18 protein-coding genes are annotated in these 19,108 nt (G+C 35.9%); 4 read left to right on the top strand and 14 right to left on the bottom strand.

The features are described 5' to 3' along the window. The 8 genes from fsa to ulaG form a co-directional block, all read right to left on the bottom strand. Positions 1-651 (bottom strand): fructose-6-phosphate aldolase, encoded by a 651-nt coding sequence (gene fsa / locus AC1EJ5_RS06485; protein WP_479815250.1) that lies wholly within the window; start codon positions 649-651, stop codon positions 1-3. A 94-nt stretch (positions 652-745) separates the two neighbouring features. Further along, positions 746-1,381, bottom strand: a complete 636-nt coding sequence (locus AC1EJ5_RS06480; RefSeq protein WP_348938784.1) for a 3-keto-L-gulonate-6-phosphate decarboxylase UlaD — start codon at positions 1,379-1,381, stop codon at positions 746-748. Positions 1,382-1,393: 12 nt separating this feature from the next. Further along, positions 1,394-2,224, bottom strand: coding sequence for an L-ribulose-5-phosphate 3-epimerase (locus AC1EJ5_RS06475; protein ID WP_348938783.1), 831 nt, complete (start codon positions 2,222-2,224; stop codon positions 1,394-1,396). Continuing rightward, positions 2,211-2,903, bottom strand: coding sequence for an L-ribulose-5-phosphate 4-epimerase (locus tag AC1EJ5_RS06470; RefSeq protein WP_348938782.1), 693 nt, complete (start codon positions 2,901-2,903; stop codon positions 2,211-2,213). Before AC1EJ5_RS06470 ends, AC1EJ5_RS06475 begins: the two co-directional genes overlap by 14 nt. A 35-nt stretch (positions 2,904-2,938) precedes the next feature. Then, the gene (locus tag AC1EJ5_RS06465) at positions 2,939-3,235 is read right to left on the bottom strand and encodes a PTS sugar transporter subunit IIB (protein WP_479815247.1); all 297 of its coding nucleotides are present in this window, start codon (positions 3,233-3,235) and stop codon (positions 2,939-2,941) included. A 13-nt stretch (positions 3,236-3,248) separates the two neighbouring features. Further along, entirely contained in the window at positions 3,249-4,709 is a 1,461-nt protein-coding gene (locus AC1EJ5_RS06460; RefSeq protein WP_479815245.1) for a PTS ascorbate transporter subunit IIC, read from the bottom strand. Positions 4,710-4,717: 8 nt separating this feature from the next. Beyond that, positions 4,718-5,173, bottom strand: coding sequence for a PTS sugar transporter subunit IIA (locus AC1EJ5_RS06455; protein ID WP_348938780.1), 456 nt, complete (start codon positions 5,171-5,173; stop codon positions 4,718-4,720). A 61-nt stretch (positions 5,174-5,234) separates the two neighbouring features. Further along, a complete protein-coding gene (gene ulaG / locus AC1EJ5_RS06450) occupies positions 5,235-6,299 on the bottom strand; it encodes an L-ascorbate 6-phosphate lactonase (RefSeq protein WP_348938779.1) in 1,065 nt (354 codons plus the stop codon). 314 nt (positions 6,300-6,613) lie between these two features. Here ulaG and AC1EJ5_RS06445 point away from each other — a divergent pair, with 314 nt between their 5' ends. Continuing rightward, on the top strand, positions 6,614-7,369 hold the full coding sequence (locus AC1EJ5_RS06445; protein ID WP_479815243.1) for a DeoR/GlpR family DNA-binding transcription regulator: 756 nt from the start codon (positions 6,614-6,616) through the stop codon (positions 7,367-7,369). A 110-nt stretch (positions 7,370-7,479) separates the two neighbouring features. Here AC1EJ5_RS06445 and AC1EJ5_RS06440 read toward each other — a convergent pair whose 3' ends face one another. From AC1EJ5_RS06440 to AC1EJ5_RS06430, 3 genes are read right to left on the bottom strand one after another with little or no spacing between them, the layout of a single operon-like run. After that, positions 7,480-9,357, bottom strand: a complete 1,878-nt coding sequence (locus AC1EJ5_RS06440) for a PTS fructose transporter subunit IIABC (protein ID WP_479815241.1) — start codon at positions 9,355-9,357, stop codon at positions 7,480-7,482. Continuing rightward, positions 9,347-10,252 (bottom strand): 1-phosphofructokinase, encoded by a 906-nt coding sequence (gene pfkB / locus AC1EJ5_RS06435; protein ID WP_479815239.1) that lies wholly within the window; start codon positions 10,250-10,252, stop codon positions 9,347-9,349. Before pfkB ends, AC1EJ5_RS06440 begins: the two co-directional genes overlap by 11 nt. Next, a complete protein-coding gene (locus AC1EJ5_RS06430) occupies positions 10,249-10,926 on the bottom strand; it encodes a DeoR/GlpR family DNA-binding transcription regulator (protein WP_479815237.1) in 678 nt (225 codons plus the stop codon). Before AC1EJ5_RS06430 ends, pfkB begins: the two co-directional genes overlap by 4 nt. A gap of 164 nt (positions 10,927-11,090) precedes the next feature. On the opposite strand from AC1EJ5_RS06430, the gene AC1EJ5_RS06425 reads away from it, so the two are divergent. Next, positions 11,091-11,666 (top strand): xanthine phosphoribosyltransferase, encoded by a 576-nt coding sequence (locus tag AC1EJ5_RS06425; protein ID WP_308749097.1) that lies wholly within the window; start codon positions 11,091-11,093, stop codon positions 11,664-11,666. A gap of 370 nt (positions 11,667-12,036) precedes the next feature. On the opposite strand, the gene AC1EJ5_RS06420 is transcribed toward AC1EJ5_RS06425, so the two are convergent. Further along, positions 12,037-14,334, bottom strand: coding sequence for a hypothetical protein (locus AC1EJ5_RS06420; RefSeq protein ID WP_479815235.1), 2,298 nt, complete (start codon positions 14,332-14,334; stop codon positions 12,037-12,039). Then, entirely contained in the window at positions 14,327-16,399 is a 2,073-nt protein-coding gene (locus tag AC1EJ5_RS06415; protein WP_223419431.1) for an efflux RND transporter permease subunit, read from the bottom strand. The genes AC1EJ5_RS06420 and AC1EJ5_RS06415 overlap by 8 nt, the downstream gene beginning before the upstream one ends. Positions 16,400-16,986: 587 nt before the next feature. Here AC1EJ5_RS06415 and AC1EJ5_RS06410 point away from each other — a divergent pair. Both AC1EJ5_RS06410 and AC1EJ5_RS06405 read left to right on the top strand, forming a co-directional pair. After that, on the top strand, positions 16,987-17,421 hold the full coding sequence (locus tag AC1EJ5_RS06410) for a flavodoxin (RefSeq protein ID WP_223419429.1): 435 nt from the start codon (positions 16,987-16,989) through the stop codon (positions 17,419-17,421). A gap of 1 nt (position 17,422) precedes the next feature. Beyond that, a complete protein-coding gene (locus AC1EJ5_RS06405) occupies positions 17,423-17,968 on the top strand; it encodes a DUF3793 family protein (protein WP_308749094.1) in 546 nt (181 codons plus the stop codon). 131 nt (positions 17,969-18,099) lie between these two features. Here AC1EJ5_RS06405 and AC1EJ5_RS06400 read toward each other — a convergent pair whose 3' ends face one another. Further along, complete coding sequence (locus AC1EJ5_RS06400) at positions 18,100-19,047, bottom strand: L-lactate dehydrogenase (protein ID WP_223420692.1); 948 nt, start codon at positions 19,045-19,047, stop codon at positions 18,100-18,102. Between the last annotated feature and the right edge of the window lie 61 nt (positions 19,048-19,108).

Genomic DNA, 19,108 nt, shown 5'->3' with positions numbered 1-19,108 from the left:
TTAACCTCTCTTTACAAATGCGTCCCAATCTTTTTTGAAACTTACTATACCAGCGTCTGTTAGTGGGTGGCTCCATAGTTTAGGGAAGATTGAGCCTGGGATTGTTGCTATGTGGGCTCCTGCTATGGCTGATCCTTCTAGGTGTTTGTTGGTTCTGATTGATGCTGCTATTATTTCGCTTTCTAGTCCGTAGATGTCTAGGACTTCTCTTAGGTCACTTATTAATCTTATTCCATCTTCGCCCATGTCGTCAATTCTTCCTACAAATGGTGAGATGTAGGTGGCTCCGGCTTTGGCTGCCATTAATCCTTGGCTTACTGAGAAGATTAGGGTGCAGTTGGTTTTGATGCCTTCTTTTGATAGGGTGTTAATCGCTTTTAGACCGTCTTCTGTCATAGGTATTTTTACTACTATGTTTTTTGCCCAAGTTGCGATGTCTCTTGCTTCTTTTACCATGTTTTCATAGTCGTAGCTTGTTACTTCTGCTGAGATTGGACCTTTTACGAAGGAGGCTATTTCTGTTACTACTTCTTTGAAGTCCCTGCCTTCTTTGTTGATTAGGGATGGGTTTGTTGTTACTCCGTCACAAAGTCCTAGGTCGTTTATTCTTTTTATTTCATCTACGTTTGCTGTGTCTAAGAAAAATTTCATTTATAACTCCTTATTCTCTTCCTTTTTGTTTTTTAAAAAACAGTGAATTTTAACCAGCAAATTATTCTTTGCTTTAAAAACTCACTGTTAAAAATTAAAATATCTCGTTTATTTTTTCTTTAAAATCAATAGCTGCTTGTTTTGGGTTTTCTGCCTTAGCTATTCCCCTGCCTGCTATGAAGGCATAGACATTTATTCCCTTGAATAGTTCTAGGGTATTTACGTCAAGTCCACCTGTAGCATATACTTTAAAGCCCATATCTATTAATTTTTGGATTTTCTTTAAATCTTTTTCTCCCCATGTTTCACCACTTAAGAGGGCATCTCTTGATTGGTGGTAGACTACTTCATCTATTCCTATATCCATCCATTGTTGAGCTTGGTCAAATGTCCAGTCTCCATATAGTTCTACTTGGAGTTTGTCTATTTCTTTTTTTGCGGATTGCATGGTTGGGATTGTCGCACAGCATATTACTGTCATTATGTTTGCACCTGCATTTTTGCAATTTTTTGCTACTGTTCCACCTGCATCTGCACATTTTGTATCTGCTAGGATGTCTTTTTCAGGATATAGGGCTCTGATTGCTCTTACTGGTTCCATTCCGTCTTGGAGGCATAGAACTGTTCCTACTTCGAGTATATCTACTACATCCCCTACTTCCCTAACTGTTTCTAAGGCTTCTGCTAGGTTTTGGCTATCTAAAGCTATTTGTAATTTTGGTTTTGTCATTATTCTCTCCATTTATTTTAGTTTTCCGGTCAAAAATTCATAGGCATCGGTAATTATTTCTTTATAATTTTCCTCACCGTGGTTCCAGAATTCACCTGTATATATGTTCACGCCTTGGTCTTTAAGTTCAGCTATACATCTTTCATATTCTGTATGGCCACCAGATCCAAATGTCATATCCCTATAGATTCCTGGATTGGTTTCTTTAAGGTGGGCTGCAAATATATGGCCCTTACCAAGTTTCAAATCTTCGACTACATCTGTTCCGTATTTAACAGCAGCATTTTTCAAGTTTCCTATATCTGGATAAATGCCTAGGTATGGGCTATCAATTAGGTTTACATATTTCATTGCCTTTTCAACTGTATCCATAAATTCAGTTTCCATAGTTTCAAAGGCTAGGATTACCCCATACTTGCTAGCCATCTCTACAGCCTTACCTAGATTTTCAACAAAATATTTTTCAGTTTCTGCTGTTGATTTTTCGTAATAAACGTCATAGCCTGCCAGCTGAATAATTTTTATTCCATTAATGTCTGCAAATTCGATTGCCTTTTCCATTATAGCTAGACTTTTATTTCTTTTGAAAGTATCTAGTGACCCAAAAGGATATTTTCTATGGCCTGATAGGCACATAGTTCTCACCCTTAGGCCCTCATCTCTTTGGGCCTTGGCTAGGTTATAGGCAAAGCCTGAAAAAATCCTATTTAGCTTTGCATCACTTTCATCAATACTTATCTCAACTTGATCAAAGCCAACTTCCTTGGCTAGTTGCAATTTTTGATGGATATTCAGTTTATCTGGCATGGCCTTTTCGTAAATGCCTAAACTAGTTTTGTCCATAATAAGAATTTGCTCCGTGTTTTCTTAAGTAGTGCTTGTCAAGAAGTTCTTGGCTCATTGCGTCGTGTTTGCCTAGGGCTTCTAAATGCCAATCCATAAAGGCTACTTCTTCTAATACTACTGAGTGGAATACTGAATCCCCAGCGTCCTTGCCAAAGGTAAATGGTCCATGGTTGGCTACTAGAACTGCAGGTACTTCATCAGCTTTTAGATTTCTTTCTTTGAATGTTTCTATGATTACAAGACCTGTATTCTTTTCGTATTCGCCTTGTATTTCTTCCTTGGTCATATCCCTTGTTACTGGAATTGGTCCATAAAAGTAATCAGCATGGGTTGTACCTGTTGCTTTTACATCCAATTTTGCCTGAGCCATTATTGTTGCCCATCTTGAGTGGGTGTGGGTGATTCCAGATATTTCTGGGAAAGACTTGTAGAGCTCAATATGGGTTGGAGTGTCGCTAGATGGCTTTAAATGACCATCTACGACGTTTCCATCCATATCTACGACAACCATATCTGAAGGCTTCATTGTTTCATAATCAACACCTGATGGCTTGATTACAATATATTTCCTATCTTCACTTATTTCTGATACGTTTCCCCAGGTGAATTTTACCAAACCATATTTTGGTAAAAGTAAATTTGCCTGGCAGACTTTTTCTTTTAATTCTTCTAACATAATCCCTACTTACTTTTCTTTTCTATTTAAAATTTCTACTTTTCTAAAAGTTTATGTTCTAAGATTCTCTCTTTAGCTTCATCCTTAGAAAGGATATTCTTCATGCCTATAATTTCAACGCCTTTAGCCTTAAGTTGGTCAAAGTCTTTCATAAAATTGACAGCGCAGAATATAACATCTGCAGTCCTACCTGTTGACTTACCTTCAGATAGGGAGCAGTGAGAAATATCTAATTTTCCTTGATAATCAAGCTCATTGAAAGCTTGTTTAATCTTGTTCATCATCATTAAAGATGTTCCAGCTCCGTTTGCACATGCAACAATAATTTTCATCTTATCCTCCTAATCATTTATTACTAGTTTCTTTGTATGCTTCGTAATCTTCTGTAATTAAGAAATAACCTTCCTTGTTTTTTCTGTATTGGATTTGTAGAATAGCTATAAATACTATCGCAACTATAGCAACACCTATATAACCAATATTGTTCATTAATACTGTAGCTAATGGCCATACTGTAGCCCAGTCTACCATTCCTAGGTAACCACCATATTGGGCAAGTCCTGTGTATGATGCTATGAAAGCTGATCCAAATACTTGAACTAGACCTGATATAAATGGAATTAGGAATGCTGCCTTATAACCTCCTCTATTATTAGAGTACACTCCTAGGACAGCGTTATCAAAGAATAATGGAACGAATCCTGCAATTATAAGTGTAGGTGATTTCATTAAGAATAAGATAGCTATAGCTAAAAATTGGCCAATGGCACCAAACATGAATCCTATGGTAACTGCATTTGCTGATCCGAAACCAAAGATTGCTGCACAATCGATTCCTGGAAGAGCACCTGGTAATAATTTATTTTGGATACCATCAAATGATGCTGTTAATTCACCAACGAATGTTCTTACACCTAGTTGAAGGATAGCAAGGTTTACTGCGAAAGAGAATGAAGATTCTAGGATATAGAAGAAGAAGTTATCATCCACCTTCAAAGCTTCTTGAGCGATTAGGTATTCCTTGCCAAGGATTAATTGGATTACACCAAAGAAAGCTGTCATCAATATAGCAGTTGCTACCATGTTTTCATTAAAGATTGATAAAAATCCTGGTAATTCAATATCGTCTAAGTTTTTGCTGTTTTCTTTGTGGTTTTTAAATAATTTATCTGATAACCAACAAGCAAATCTGATACCAAACATTTGTTGGTGGGCTATACAGAATCCTGCTCCATCGGTAAGTTTTTGTGTATCTTCAACTGTTAAGTTTGAACCTACTGCCCAATAAAGTCCTAGTAAAACTGCCATTATAATTAGGATTGGGGTTTGACCTAGAGTAGGGAAACAAAATACAATTAGCCAGAAGGCTGTGGCAGCTTGTTGCATCTGAACGTGGCCTGTTGTAAATACCGCCCTCATTTTTGTAATGTTTTTAAGTCTTACAAGAACAATATTTACTATGAAAGCTATAAGAAGTAAAAGCATAACTTGAGAGAAAGACCTACCCAAATGCTCCATTCCTTCTGTAACAGCATTTTGTCCAAAATATGGATCTATAACTGTAGCTGATATTTCAAACCTGTCTTTAAGACCTGTTAAGATTGGTCTAAATGTCTTTACAAGCCCACCAGAACCAACACTTAAAATCATATATCCAACTGTAGCTTTGATAAAGCCTGCCAAAGCTTCGTACCATTTTCTACCATCTAGTAGATAACCTATAAGTACTAAAAAACCTATAAAAAATGCTGGTTTTGTCAGTATGTTTTTTACAAAACCGTTAAGTATTGCGTATAAAAAGTCCATAACTACTCCTAAATATTATATTTTTCTTTTACCTTAATAAGGTCATCGAGGTTACCAACCTTATTTAAATCTTCTATAACCTCTTCATTGCAAAGGATTTCAGATAGTTCGCAAATATTTTCCATATGTTTTTCTGGATTGGTACTTGCTACAGTAAAAAATAATCTCGCATCCTTTTCTCTATCATCTTCGTCAAATACTACCGGCTTATTAACCTTCATAAAAGATATAGCGGTATCTTTTACACCTTGGGCACACTCCTGACAATGCGGCATAGCTACACCAGGAACAAGCACTATGTATGGGCCATATTTATTAACAGTCTCTATAATTTGTTTTGGATAATTCTCATCCACTATGTCTTTTTCAATCAATTTTTCGCATGATTTTTCTATAGCTTCCTGCCAACTACCAACTTCCTCACAAAAGTCATATAAACCTTTTTCAATTATTTCATTAATCATTTTCTCTCCATATATTTTTTGTGGCAAAGGATAATCCCTTTGCCACATGGGTTAAACCCTATTATAAGATTGATTTGAATGGTACGTTTCTTGGATTTTCAAAAGCGTCTTCAAAACCAGGCCTGTACCTATACTCTAGCTCGTCTTTCATTGTTGGCCATACATATTTACCTCCAACTTCCCAAATATATGGTTTAAAAGTATATTTTGACCTATCTTTTCTGTAGTTCCATAGATATTTAATCTCTTTTGGATCTGCTTTGAAGTTTGTCCAAACATCGTGATGGATTGGAATTACTACCTTACATCCAACAGATTCTGCCATTCTTAGGATGTCTATAGAAGTCATCTTATCTTGGTTTCCAACTGGGTTATCACCATAAGAACCAAAGGCTATATCTATGTCGTATTTCTTACCAACTTCAGCATAACCTATTGAGAAGTGAGAATCTCCTGTGTGGTAAACTGTACCAGCTGGCATTTGGATTAGGTAGTTTACTGCCTTTTCATCCATATTTGTTGGGCAAACACCTTCTATATCCTCGCCAACTTCTGTTGTTACAAGACATGTTCTATCGAAAGAATCAAGAGCTATGATTGTTGTATCCTTAATCTTGATTTCATCTCCTGGTTTTACAACTATGCACCTATCTTCAGGAACACCATAAGAAAGCCATTTTTTAACTGATTCTTTTGGTCCTATGAAAGGAACATCATCTGCACAATTTCTAAGAACTGCTGCTGCAAAGAATGGGTCGATATGATCGTTGTGATAATGTGTAGATAAAACTGCGTCTACTTTAGTAACTGCAAATGGATCATAAACGATTGGGTTAGCTCTTAAGTTTGGTTGTAGAGCTTTACCACCAGTCATGTTTCTCATTTGATGGTAAGGAGCCATTTCCTTAACTTTCTTTGTTCTCTTACCATTTCCAAACCAGAGGTCTATAGCGATGTTAGTATTGTTTTCAGTTTTAAACCAAATACCTGTACATCCTATCCACCACATTGCAAATGTGCCTTTTTCTACAACTTCTTCATCGATTTCTTCGTTTAACCAGGTTCCCCACTCAGGGAAGGCGCCTAGTATCCATTTTTCTCTTGTAATTTCATCTATTTGACTCATCGTATCCCTCCATAAAATTACTGTAATATCTTCTATCTGTTAATATGATATAATGTTTTTTTTGATTGGTCAAGCAAAAAACTTCATTATCGACCTATATTTTACGATTTATTTGATTGTTTTATATTTATTATTGAAAATACCTAGGACAAACCAAATATTTATAAAAATAATTAATCAAACAATCTGTTATTTTTTGATTATTTGATTGTTTTGAAAAGTAATATCATTTTCATTTAAGTTTTATATGATTTTTTTGATTTTTTTACCAAATAGTATTATCATATATATGAGAGTATATATACGAGGTAAGTATGAAAATAAAAAAATCAATCGTTGATAACAGAAGAGAGAGTATTCTCAAATATATAGACGACAAAGAAGAAACCAGCACCCAGGAACTTGTCGATACTTTCAAGGTTTCAGAAATTACAATAAGACGTGACCTAAGTTTCCTTGAGTCCATAGGCAAAATAGTTAGGTTTTATGGTGGCGCTAAAATCAACAAGAATAATGACACTAAAAATTTTGTTTTAGAAAACAAGAAGGATAGGATTGCCCAAAAGTGTGCAGAATTTATCAATGAATACGATGATATCTTTATAAATTCATCATCTACAGCCCTCCTAGTCCTAAAATATTTAAAAAACAAGAGGATTAATGTAATTACAAATAATGCTAGGGCCCTATTTTTGGATATAGATCCTCATGTGAATGTCACTCTTACAGGCGGTAAAATTTCCTATCCAAAAAACGCCCTTACAGGTATTTTTGCCATAAACAACCTAAAAATCCTAGCTTCTGATATCACAATCATTGGTATTTCAGGCATTAGTAAGGAAGGAGAGTTGACAACCTCCCTAATGGATGAAGTTGAGATTAACCAGTATATGATCAATGAATCAACAAGCAAAAATATCCTAGTCTGCGATTCGTCCAAATTTTCTAAAACAGCAAATTTTAGAACAGGCACCCTCAGCAGCATCGACATAGTAATAACCGACGATGACCTAGATAGGGAAAGCATCGAGATGCTCGAGAAAAATAAGGTCCAATTAATTTTGGTTTAATGAAATATCCTAAGAAAAAAACCTAAACACCAGTAAATACTGGCAGTTTAGGTTTTTTATCGTTTCAAATTCATATACCAAAGCAAAATCCACCTCAAGGGATTTTTTATTTAGGCTTGGGTTTCTGGTTTCTTTTTGATTATTCCTAGGATTAATCCTCCAATTATTGCTCCTATTAGTACTGCTACTACAAATAGAAGGGCTTGGTTTAAGCTTACCATGGCTGGAAGGATGAAGATTCCGCCGTGTGGAGCTGGAGCGCTTACTCCAAAGTAGCCGACGATAGCGCCTGCTAAACTAGAGCCTATTACACATGATGGGAGAACTGTTTGTGGCTCTGCTGCCGCAAATGGGATGGCTCCCTCTGTGATGAAAGATGCACCTAGGATATAGTTGGTGATGGTAGTTTTCTTTTGTTCTTCATTGAATTTGCTCTTGAAGAAGGTTGTTGCAATAGCAATTGCAATTGGTGGCACCATACCGCCTACCATAACAGCTGCCATGAAAGTTCCAATGCCTGTATCAGTGAAAGCACCAATTGCAAAGGCATAAGCAGCCTTGTTGATTGGGCCACCCATGTCGATTGCCATCATTCCTGCAAGAAGGGCTCCAAGAAGAACCATATTTGTGCCAGAAAGACTCATTAGCCAATTGTTGATAAAGTTATTAACACCTGTAAATACTGGATCAACTGCAAAGAACATGATTGCTCCTACAATTAAAAGTCCAAGTACAGGGTAAATTAACATTGGTTTTAAGCCTTCAACTGATTTTGGAAGATTTCTTGTAGCTTTTTTAAGTAAGTTTACAACGAAACCCGCTATAAAACCACCAATCAAACCACCGATAAATCCTGCACCACGACTTGCCATTAAACCTGCAACCATACCTGGCATGAGGCCTGGCCTATCAGCTATTGAGTAGGAAATATAACCTGCAAGGATTGGTATCAAGAAGGAAAAGGCATCCCCTCCAAGACCATTGAGGAAGGTGAATACTGTTGATTCATCGCCAGCAAATCTCTCAAATAGGAAGGAAATAGCAAGTAGGATACCACCGCCAATTACAAATGGCAACATGTGGCTAATACCATTCATCAAATCGCCGTAAATTTTTTGGCCGATTGATTGTTTTTCTTCGCTATAAGACTCTTTTGAGCCGCCCTCTTCGCGGTAGATATTGGCTTCACCTTTTATAGCCATATCCACAAGTTCATCAGCCTTTCTGATTCCATCAGAAACTGGTCTTTGGATTACTTTTTTGCCGTTAAATCTAGCAGTTTCAACTTTTTTATCAGCTGCAATTATGATTGCGTCTGCTTTTTCAATTTCAGATGCTGTTAGTCTATTTTTGATTCCGTCAGAACCATTAGTTTCAACCTTAATATTAACTCCCCTGGCCTTTGCTGCCTTTTCTAGGGCTTCTTGAGCCATGTAGGTGTGGGCAATGCCATTTGGACAAGCAGTTACAGCTAATAGGTTGATTTCTAATTTTACTTCTTGATTTTCAGCTTCTTCTTGGACTGGTTTTTCTTTTTCAGTATATTTTTCAATTACTGCGTAAACTTGGTCTTCATTTTCTACTTTTTTAAGGTCGTCTATAAAGCCGTCTTTCATAATCATCTTTGAAAGCTCTGCAAGGGTTGCAACATGGAGGTTATTTTCCCCATCAGGAGCTCCTATGGCAAAGAAAATCTCTGTTGGCTCTCCATCTAGGGCATCGTAGTCGAGTCCTCCGATTTTTCTTGCAAATAGGACTGCAGGTTCAATTACAGTTTTATTTTTGCTGTGAGGGATAGCTACTGATTCGCCGAGTGCTGTTGATCCTTGGGCTTCTCTTTCCCTTAGGCCCTCTGCAAATTCTTCTGCACTTTTTACATAGCCTTTTTCAAAAAATTTGTCAGCAATTTCTTTGATAGCTATTTCTTTAGTCTCTGCCTTAAGGTCTAGGACCATCAGGTCTTTTTTTAATAAATCTCTAATTTCCAATTTCTTCTACCTCTACTTTGCTTAATATTTGGTTAATCATATCCCTATCTGCTATATCTGGGCTAAAGGCTGTCGCTGTTCCACAAGCAACTGCCAATTTGTAGGCATCAATTTTTTCAAGTTTATTAACCATTCCATAAACAAAACCGCCCACCATAGAGTCACCTGCACCTACTGAATTTACTAGCTTGCCTTCAATTGGCTTTGCCCTGTAAGCGTGATTTTCATCCACAAAAATCGAACCCTTTGCTCCAAGAGAAACAATTACATTTTTAGCTCCGAGTTCATTTAACTTCCTAGCATATTCGACTAGGTTTTCATCATTTATTTCAGTTTGGAAAATTTTTCCCAATTCCTCTTCGTTTGGCTTAACCAAAAGTGGTTTAAAGGCCAAATAATCCAAAAGTTTTTTATCAGCAATATCAATAGTGAAGTCTGCCTCGGTTTTTTCTATGACTTTCTTATAAAAATCAGAATCCAGCGAATATGGCAAAGACCCTGAAATAACAATGACATCTCCCTTTTCGATTTCTTTTAGGCTGTCAAAAAACTTCTCGACTTCTTCCTTTGAAATCTTTGGCCCCTTGGCATTAATTTCTGTTTCCTTGTCGTATTTTAGTTTGACGTTTATTCTTGAATTTTCCTTAATTCTTACGAATTTTTCATCAAGACCCAAGTCCCTTATGGAATTTGCTATATATTCTCCAATAAATCCTCCGACAAAGCCCAAATTTACTGGCTTTTCTCCGAGGTTGTGGAGGATTTTGCTAGCCATAATCCCCTTACCACCTGGGTATTTTTCGTCTTCACTCGCCCTGATTGTCGCCCCATCTTCGAATTTATCAAACCTTAAGATGTAGTCAATGGCAGGGTTGGTTGTAATTGTATAAATCATTCTTCCTCCGTAATTAACTTGATTTCATCCCTTGTCGCTATTGTCGCAAAATACCTGATATTCTCCTTTGATCTATCAGCTAAAACGTAGGCCCTAGTTGAATTTTCAATAGCCTTTGCCTTAACCATGGCTTCGTTGATGTCGGCTGTGTAAAAGCCCTTGTCATCAAAACCATTGGCCCCTATAAAGGCTAGGTCAAAATTGTACTTTCCTATTGATGCAAGAGTCTTTGGGCCAGTTGTAACTTTGGTTTCTGATTTTATCTGACCTTCTAAAAGTATGGTTGAGATATTTTTGCCGATTAATTTCTCAACATGCATAAGACCATTTGTCACAATTGTTATATCCTGGCCATTTTCAAGATAATCAATAACTTCATTGCAGGTTGATCCAGCGTCTAGGTAGATATACTTAGCATCTCCAATTAGGCTTTTAGCCTTCCTGCCGATTTTGGATTTTTCACTTAGCCTAATTTTTTGATTGTCAGTGAAATTTATCTCTCTTGGGACGATAGAATTTAAAACCGCACCTCCATGGACCCTTGTAATCTTGCCCATATCTTGCAAATAAGACAAGTCTCGCCTCAAAGTAGATTCACTAACACCTAGCTTTTCTGTTAGGATTTTATTCGAAACCGCCTCTTCTTTTTTGAGGATGTCTAGAATAATATCCAATCTTTTTTCTAATATCATATTAATATTATAGCACCGTTTCATTCAAAGTCAATCAAAAACAATCATATTCTTTCATAAGATGAAAAAATTGACTATTTTGAATGGAAAGATTATAATTATCTAAAGTACATAGGAAGATTTTAGAATATTTATAAGGAGATATGATGAAAGAACTAGAAGAAAGAATTCTTAAAGATGGGATTGTTATTGGGCCTGATATATTAAAGGTTGACTCTTTCTTAAACCAGCAAATCGACTCTAAATTAATCCATAAGATGGGCATTGAATTTGCAAACTACTTTAGAGACAAAAAAATCGATAAGGTCCTAACTGTAGAATCATCTGGTATAGCACCAGCTCTTGCTACAGCCCTTGAGCTTGAAGTTAACTGCGTTTTTGCCAGAAAAAAACAATCACTTACTACAGGTGATAACTTCTATCATTCAAGCGTATATTCATTTACCAAGCAAGTTACAAACGAGCTTATTGTATCAAAAGACTTCATAAAAGAAGGCGAAAATGTCCTAATGATCGATGACTTTTTGGCAAACGGTCAAGCAGCTAAAGGCATGATTGCAATAGTTAGACAAGCAGGAGCAAATCCAGCAGGTCTTGGAATCGTAATAGAAAAATCCTTCAGCGAAGGAAGAGAACTCATAGAAGATATGGACATAGACATCTATTCCCTAGCAAGGATTGCCAAACTAGAAGACGGAAAGATTACATTTGTAGAAGAATAAAAAATAACTGTCAGGAAAAAATCCTGGCAGTTTTTGATTGGAAATTTTTATAAATTTTTTTAATCCCTACTAGACTGATTTATATGATATAATATTAGTGCCTAACGCTTATTTTATTAGGTGGAGGGAGGTGAGAACGTTTTGTCTCGAATCATATGGGAAAATTTCTATTTCCCCTTGTTTGTAGGGTTGATTTTGCTTTTTGTAAAAAAGTATCTAGACCTTTACGACAAGTAAATAATAAAAAGACGCCAGTTGCCGCTGGCGTCTTTTTGGTGAGTTCATTTTGTCTCAAATACTCAGCTTTGTAAGAGGTGGCTTCTCTTGCTATTATTATATGAGTTTTCCTATATTTTTCAATATCAATCTTTTATCTGATTTTCTCTATTATTCTTGACCTTGTTTCAATATCATCAGTTGAGCCTGATATTGAATTATTTTTCTTGGCAAGATTTGACATTTGATCTAGAATTTCTCCTATTTCTTTGATATCTCCAGTTTTGCCAGATAATTTATCAATGCCTTCTACCTTGTACCTTCTAAGTCCCGAGTCAAATTCTTCATATTTTTCATTATAAGTATCTGACCCTTCTTTTAGCTTAAGTGCACCTGCCCTTAGGTCAAGAATTCCCTTATTTAAGTCAGAAAGACCCTTGGCCATTGGGTTTAAGGCTTTATCATTAATTGATCCAAGCTCACTTAGGGCCTTAGACCTTTCCTTAAATTCGCTAAGGCCGCCGGATAATTTTTCTGAACCTTCCCTTAAGTCGGCTGATTTTGAATCTAATAAATTTAGGCCATTAGCGAGTTTTTCGACGCCTTCTTTATTGGCTTCTGTACCCAAAAGAAGTTTATCAGAACCTTCTTTAACTTTAGCTAAGCCCTCATCAAGTTGCTTTAGGGCTTCCCCTAATTTCATCAAGTCGGAATCAGATAAGCCATTTTCAATTTTTTCTATGCCTGCTCCTAGTTTGTTTGATGCCTTTTCCAGGTCAGATTTGGATTCATTTAGCTTTTTGCTCATCTCTCCAAGACCCATGCTTAATTTGTTAAGACCTGCGGTAAGCTCATTTGATGCTCCGCTTAAGTTTTTTAAACCATCGTAAATTTCTGCATTTACCTTTGCACTGACACCGAGTTTTTGACTTTGACCATAAAGACCATTTTTGATTGCCCTTAAGTTTTCAATCTCACTTGTCAAAGAACCGTCAGTATTTTTGGCTTCTAGACTTGCGATTTGATTTTCAAGATTAGCCGCATTTTGATTAATATTTGAAATTATCTCATCAGTATTTGGCGCATTTTCTCCTGCAGCACTTAGATCAGCTATGGATTTGGATATTTTTTCTGAAGAGCCACTAGCTGATTTTAGGCCTTGGTTTAATTTTTCTACGGATTCAGCCATAGGATTTATATTTTCGCTAAAGTCATCAATACCAGCTTTGAGAGCCTTTAATGAAGTGACAAATTCTGTTAAATCATCTCCCTCAGACCCTTGGGATAATTTTTCGCTTAAGGCCTTACTCCCCTCACTTAAACTTGCAATTCCTGCATTAAGGTCAGTAGCACCTTGATTAAGACGATCTGCACCATCCATCAAATCACCCACTTTTGAATTAATCTCAGAAAGACCACCTGTATATTGGTTAAGGCCAGCATTTAAATTTGCCCCTCCCTCATCAAGGGCAGAGATGGCATTTTCCATTGGTCCTATTTTTTCTGGTAGGCTTGCAAAAGCTCCGCTCATTTGGTCAAAACCTGCAATTAACTTCTCAGATCCTGCGGATAGTTTTTCAGATCCATCAGCCAAGTCAGAAATTCCTTTATTAAGACTTTTACTTCCTTCTTTGAGTTTGCCTGAACCATCAACAAGCTTTCCTGCATTTGCTTCTAATTCATCAAGTCCAGCTTCCAAATCATCAAAAGATCCTAAGGTTTTGCCGTCTTGGAAGATTTCATTTGTGATTACAACATAGGCCTCGCCAGGTTTAAAATTTTCAACATCCATTTCAATTTCAATCTGATCTTTAAATTTATCAAGCTTTTCATCATCCAAAAGACCAGCAAAATTTTCTTTTAGACCTGGGGCAAGGACTCCTCCTACTATTTGGTTTTTGCCATCTTTTATAATTTTTGCGGAGTCAGCCTCGATATTTTTTACTTCATCATCTGCAAAGGTCATCTCGGTCAATACAAGGTAGGGAGCGTAAATTGCTTTACCTGATTTTAGATTTTCCTTAACCTTATTGTGAGCTGTAATTGTGATTTTAAGCTTGCCAGATTTTCCTTCAAGGTCTTTAAAATCTATAGCCTTGCCATCCAGTTCGTATTTTATTTCTACATCCACAGGCAAGTCCTTGTCAGTCTTACCCTGGTAATAAAAGTCTTTATCTTTAGAATTTATATCAATAAAACCGTCCTTGGGCTCAATTTTTTCGTCAGTTTCAAGGTTTTTAATGTCTCTAAGGTCTGACTTGTCCTTAATACCTGCCTTTCCGTCCTTATTTATCCAAACTGAGACAGTCTGATCTGTGACCTTGCCCGCTTCTTTTGTAACATAAACTGTTTCGTTTTTATAGGTTTTAGACTCACTAGCAAAAGCGATATTTCCTCCAAGTATAGAACTTACACTTAAAACCGCGAGTGCTTTTACAAATTTTTTATTCATTTTCTTTTCCTTCCTTAAATCCTTTTGTAGTTTTTTCAATAAATGGGATTGAGACTCCTATTATGGCTGGTAAGAAGATGATAATTACAAGCATTGAAATTATCGCACCCCTAGCCAAGAAAATACAAATAGTAGATACAATTTCCATCTTTGAGTAAATACCTACACCAATAGTTGCTGCGAAAAATGAAAGGGCAGATGTAACTATTGATTTTGATGTTTCTCTAACCGATAGGTCAAGCGCCTTATCAAGGTCTTTGTGCTTTTTATATTCAAAGATAAACCTATCCATCATCAGTATTGAATAATCAATTGTTGAACCTAATTGGACTACACCTATAATTATCGAAGTGATAAAAGGAATTGTGTGTCCAAAATAGAATGGGATTCCCATATTTATGAAAATCGCAAGTTCGATGGCTGCTATTAGAACAATCGGAATTGCAAATGACTTGAAAACTAAAGCGATGATTAAAAATACCACTATAATTGAAGCGATATTTACCATCTTGAAATCCCTGTCAGATAGGATTGTCAAATCTTTTGTCAAAACTGCCTCACCTGTAAGTTTGCCATCAGGATCGTGGGCTTTTACTATCTTATCAATTTCAGAAACTTGCCTGTTAACCTCACTTGAAGCTGTTTGGTATTCTGAATTAACCATAATCATCTGATAGCCATTTTGAACGAAGTTTTGCTTTAATTTTTCAGGTAGAACTTCGCTTGGGATGGTTAAACCTGTCATAGAATTCACACTTAAGACGTTATTTACCCCGTCCACATCTTCAATTTCTTCTATCATTGAATTTACACTTGTCTTTGATAGGTCATCCTTGACTACTATAAAATGGCTTGAAGCCATATTGTAATCTTTTTTCATCTTGTTTAAGGCAACAATTGAGTCTAGATCTTGTGGGAGTGACCTGTCCAAGTTGTAATAAAGATTAGTATTTCTTGCCCCGTAGACGGCTGGTATAAACAAAAGTAAAAATACTATAAAAAGTTTTTTCCTATGTTTGATTGTAAAACTTGCTGTCCTTGAAAAATCTGGGAGTAAAACTTTGTGGTTAAACCTATTTACAAGTTTTTCTGCCAATAAAATCATTGGTGGCAAGACTACAACTGTTGAAATAAGACCTAAAAGCACTCCCTTGCTCATCACAAGCCCTATATCCTTACCTAAACCTAACTGCATCAATAAAAGTACTAAAAATCCTGCGAAAGTTGTAAGAGATGAGGCAAAGATTGATGCTAAAGTCGAATCAATTGCCTTAGCCATGGCCTCATTATTACTTTCATTTTTCTTTTTCTTTTCTACATACCTATGGTAGAGGAAAATCGAATAGTCTGTTGTAACAGCTAACTGCAAAACAGCTGCAATTGCCTTAGTTATATAAGAAATTTCTCCCAAAAATATATTTGTCCCAAAGTTATACAAAATAGCGTAGCCAATATTTAGCATAAAGAGAAATGGGATAATAGTTGATTCATTGGCCAAAGATAGAACTACAAGGGCCAAAGCAACTGCAAGAGCCACATAAATTGGAGTTTCCCTATCGATTAAATCCTTAGTATCCTTAACCAAGGAAGAGATTCCACTTAGGTATTTTTCCTTGGACTCAAGATCTCTTATCTGATCAATTGCCTCCATTGTCCTAAAAGACGAAGATGACTCAGAAAATTTAACCATCAAAAGAGTTGAATCTTCAGCATAAAAAGCATCCCTAATCTCGTCGGGCAAAAATTCACTAGGAACTGTATCGCCTACGATTGAAGACTTTGAAATTACATCTTCAACCCCATCTATTTCTAATATTTCTTTTTTTAACTTGTCTGCATCGTGATCAGTGCCCTTTAAGATAAGCATGCCCGTAGCAGCATTCTTAAAGTCCTTATCAAGGATCTCCTGGCCTTGAGTAGACTCAAGATTTTCTGGCAAATATGATAGGATATCATAGTTTACCCCTGTGGACTTATAGCCAATCCATGATGGTATTAGTAAAATAGTCATCACCAAAAGTACCAACCTAGGATGGTATGAAATAAATTTTGATATTTTTTTCATCACTAACTTCCTTTCTAAATAGGACCAAAAAAGATAAGCTAAGACTAATAATAATTTCAAAAAAATAGGATTTTAATTATGCTAAAATCTTTTTTAACTTAAATTTATAATAATCAATTCGCAAGCAAAACAAAGTATAATTCATATTATATTATTTTTACTTTATTATAAAATTAATAATCTAAATATTTATTTTAACTATTTTTGATTATCCAAGTCTTAACTTTATGATTGTCAATCTTCGTTTTTTTCTGTCCTCAGTTTATAATACACCCTTATAAAAAGAATTCAAATTTAGAAATAATATAATTAATATATATTTTTTTATTAAGGTTTCATATTTTGCCAAAATTTAGTATTCTTATCTTTTCCCCTAGAATTTTTTCTCCTAAAATTTACGTAAATTATAAGATAAATATTGAAATTAAGGCCTTTAATATTTTTTAATAAATTTTCAAAAAAAATGCTTGACAATTATCAAGCAATAGTTTATTATTAGGATAGACGTTGATAAGGATTATCAATCTCATAGAAATTGATAAGGATTATTAATATCATAAATTACGAAATCAAATTAAGGAGATATTATGAAAAAAGTAGCAGTAGTTTATTGGTCAGGAACTGGTAACACCCTAGCTATGGCAAATGAAATAGCAGATGAACTTAAAAATTCTGAATTAGAAGTAAACGTATTAAATTGTTCAGACTTTAGCGAAAGCGATGTAGCAAACTATGACGGTTTTGCTTTTGGTTGCCCAGCTATGGGATCAGAAGAACTAGAAGATAGCGAATTCGAACCTATGTTTGAAAGCGTAGAAAAATCTCTTTCTGATAAGCCAGTTCTTATTTTCGGTTCTTATGAATGGGCTGAAGGCGAATGGATGCAAACTTGGCAAGAAAGATGCGTAGCAGATGGAATTAATCTTGCTTGTGATGGTCTAATTGCCTATGATTACCCAGATGATGCAGCTTTAGAAGAATGCAGAAGAGCAGCAAAGGATTTAGCTAACGCTCTAAAATAAAATGAACGAATTCTTGCTCGTTAATTACGCATCACAAACTTTAGCAAACAGAAAACTCGCAAATCTATTTACCTTTAAAAATACCCAAAATATCGACATTGAAAAAATGGTCGATGAGTGGAATGACGTACTTAACAAGAAAAATATGTATGTAGAAATACTTAGAAATAACGAAACTTCCGCTCAAATTTATGCCTACAGGCCTGATAAATTAACCTATGTGTTAAATCAAACCAAGGTCAAAACCCTCTTAACAGGACTAGGCTACAAAACAAATGACCTTGACCAATGCATCAGGCATTTGAAATATAGGTTCAAAAAAGAATCTTTCCCTCATGAAATCGGAATTTTTCTTGGCTACCCCTATGAGGACGTAGTTGGTTTTATCGAAAACAAAGGGGATAAATTTCTCGCCAATGGCTACTGGAAAGTCTATGCCAAAAAGGAAGAGAAAATCAAATTATTTGAAACCTACAATAAGATTAGAAAATCTTACAAACGTATTTTTAAAAGCCACGGGGACCTATCTAGGCTTTGCCTCGGCTAATTTTAGCCAGAGGTTCTTTATCCCCATTAAGGAAAATGTCTATTCCTTACCTAATATAATTTACTATGCAAAAAAAGACCTAGCCTTGTGTGAATAATTTTTCACCACTTGCTAGGTCTTTTTTTAATTTTTTATTTATCGTATAGGCCAGCTTTTTCCATTACATTTCTAAGGGTGTCAGCTGATTCTTTCATTCTTTCTTTTTCTGTATCTGTAAGTGGCACATCTATAACCCACTTAACTCCGGCCTTGCCAATTACTGATGGAACTCCGATGAAGATGTCTTTTTGTCCATATTCCCCATCAAGGTAGGATGAGGTTGAATATACTGAGTTTTCATCGTTAATTATAGCTTCCACAAGCCTTGCAAGGGCCATACCTATGCCGTAAAAGGTTGCGCCTTTTTTGTTTATAATCTCATAGGCAGCATTTTTTACCTTCTCAAAAGTGTTTAAAAGGGCCATTTCATCCACATCTGAGTGGTTGGCAACCCATTCATAGATTGGAAGGCCACCCACATTTGTGTGTGACCAAACAGGGAATTCTGTATCTCCGTGTTCACCTAGGATATAAGCGTCTACACTCCTTGGGTCAATGCCAATTAGAGAAGCTATTTCTTTTTTAAACCTTGAGGTATCAAGGCTTGTGCCAGATCCAATTACCTTTTCTGCTGGTGCACCTGAATATTTCCATGTAGCGTAAGTTAGAATATCTACTGGGTTTGAAGCGACTACATATATTCCCTCAAAGCCAGAATCCTTGATTTTGCCAATCATATCCTTAAAAATCTTTAGGTTTTTGTCAACCAAATCAAGCCTTGTTTCACCTGGTTTTTGTGGGGCACCTGCTGTAATTACAACAACTTCTGCATCCTTGCAGTCAGAATAATCTGCCTTAAAAATCTCCTTTGGTTTGGTAAAAGAAAGGGCATCTGAGAGGTCCATAGCGTCGCCCTCTGCCTTATCTTCGTTCAAATCTATAATGCCAAGCTGTCTACCAATTCCTAAAATTGTTGAAGCATAGGCAAAAGATGATCCTACTGCCCCATCGCCAACTAAAATAATTTTGCTATCTTTAATCATAATATCTCCTTTTTATTAAAATTCTAAACTATTTTTCTATTCTTATGTCTATTTTAAC

This window comes from Anaerococcus sp. C0059F3 (assembly GCF_056590475.1).
Note: the sequence above shows the minus strand (reverse complement) of the source record. Positions and strands in the feature narration are given on the sequence as shown.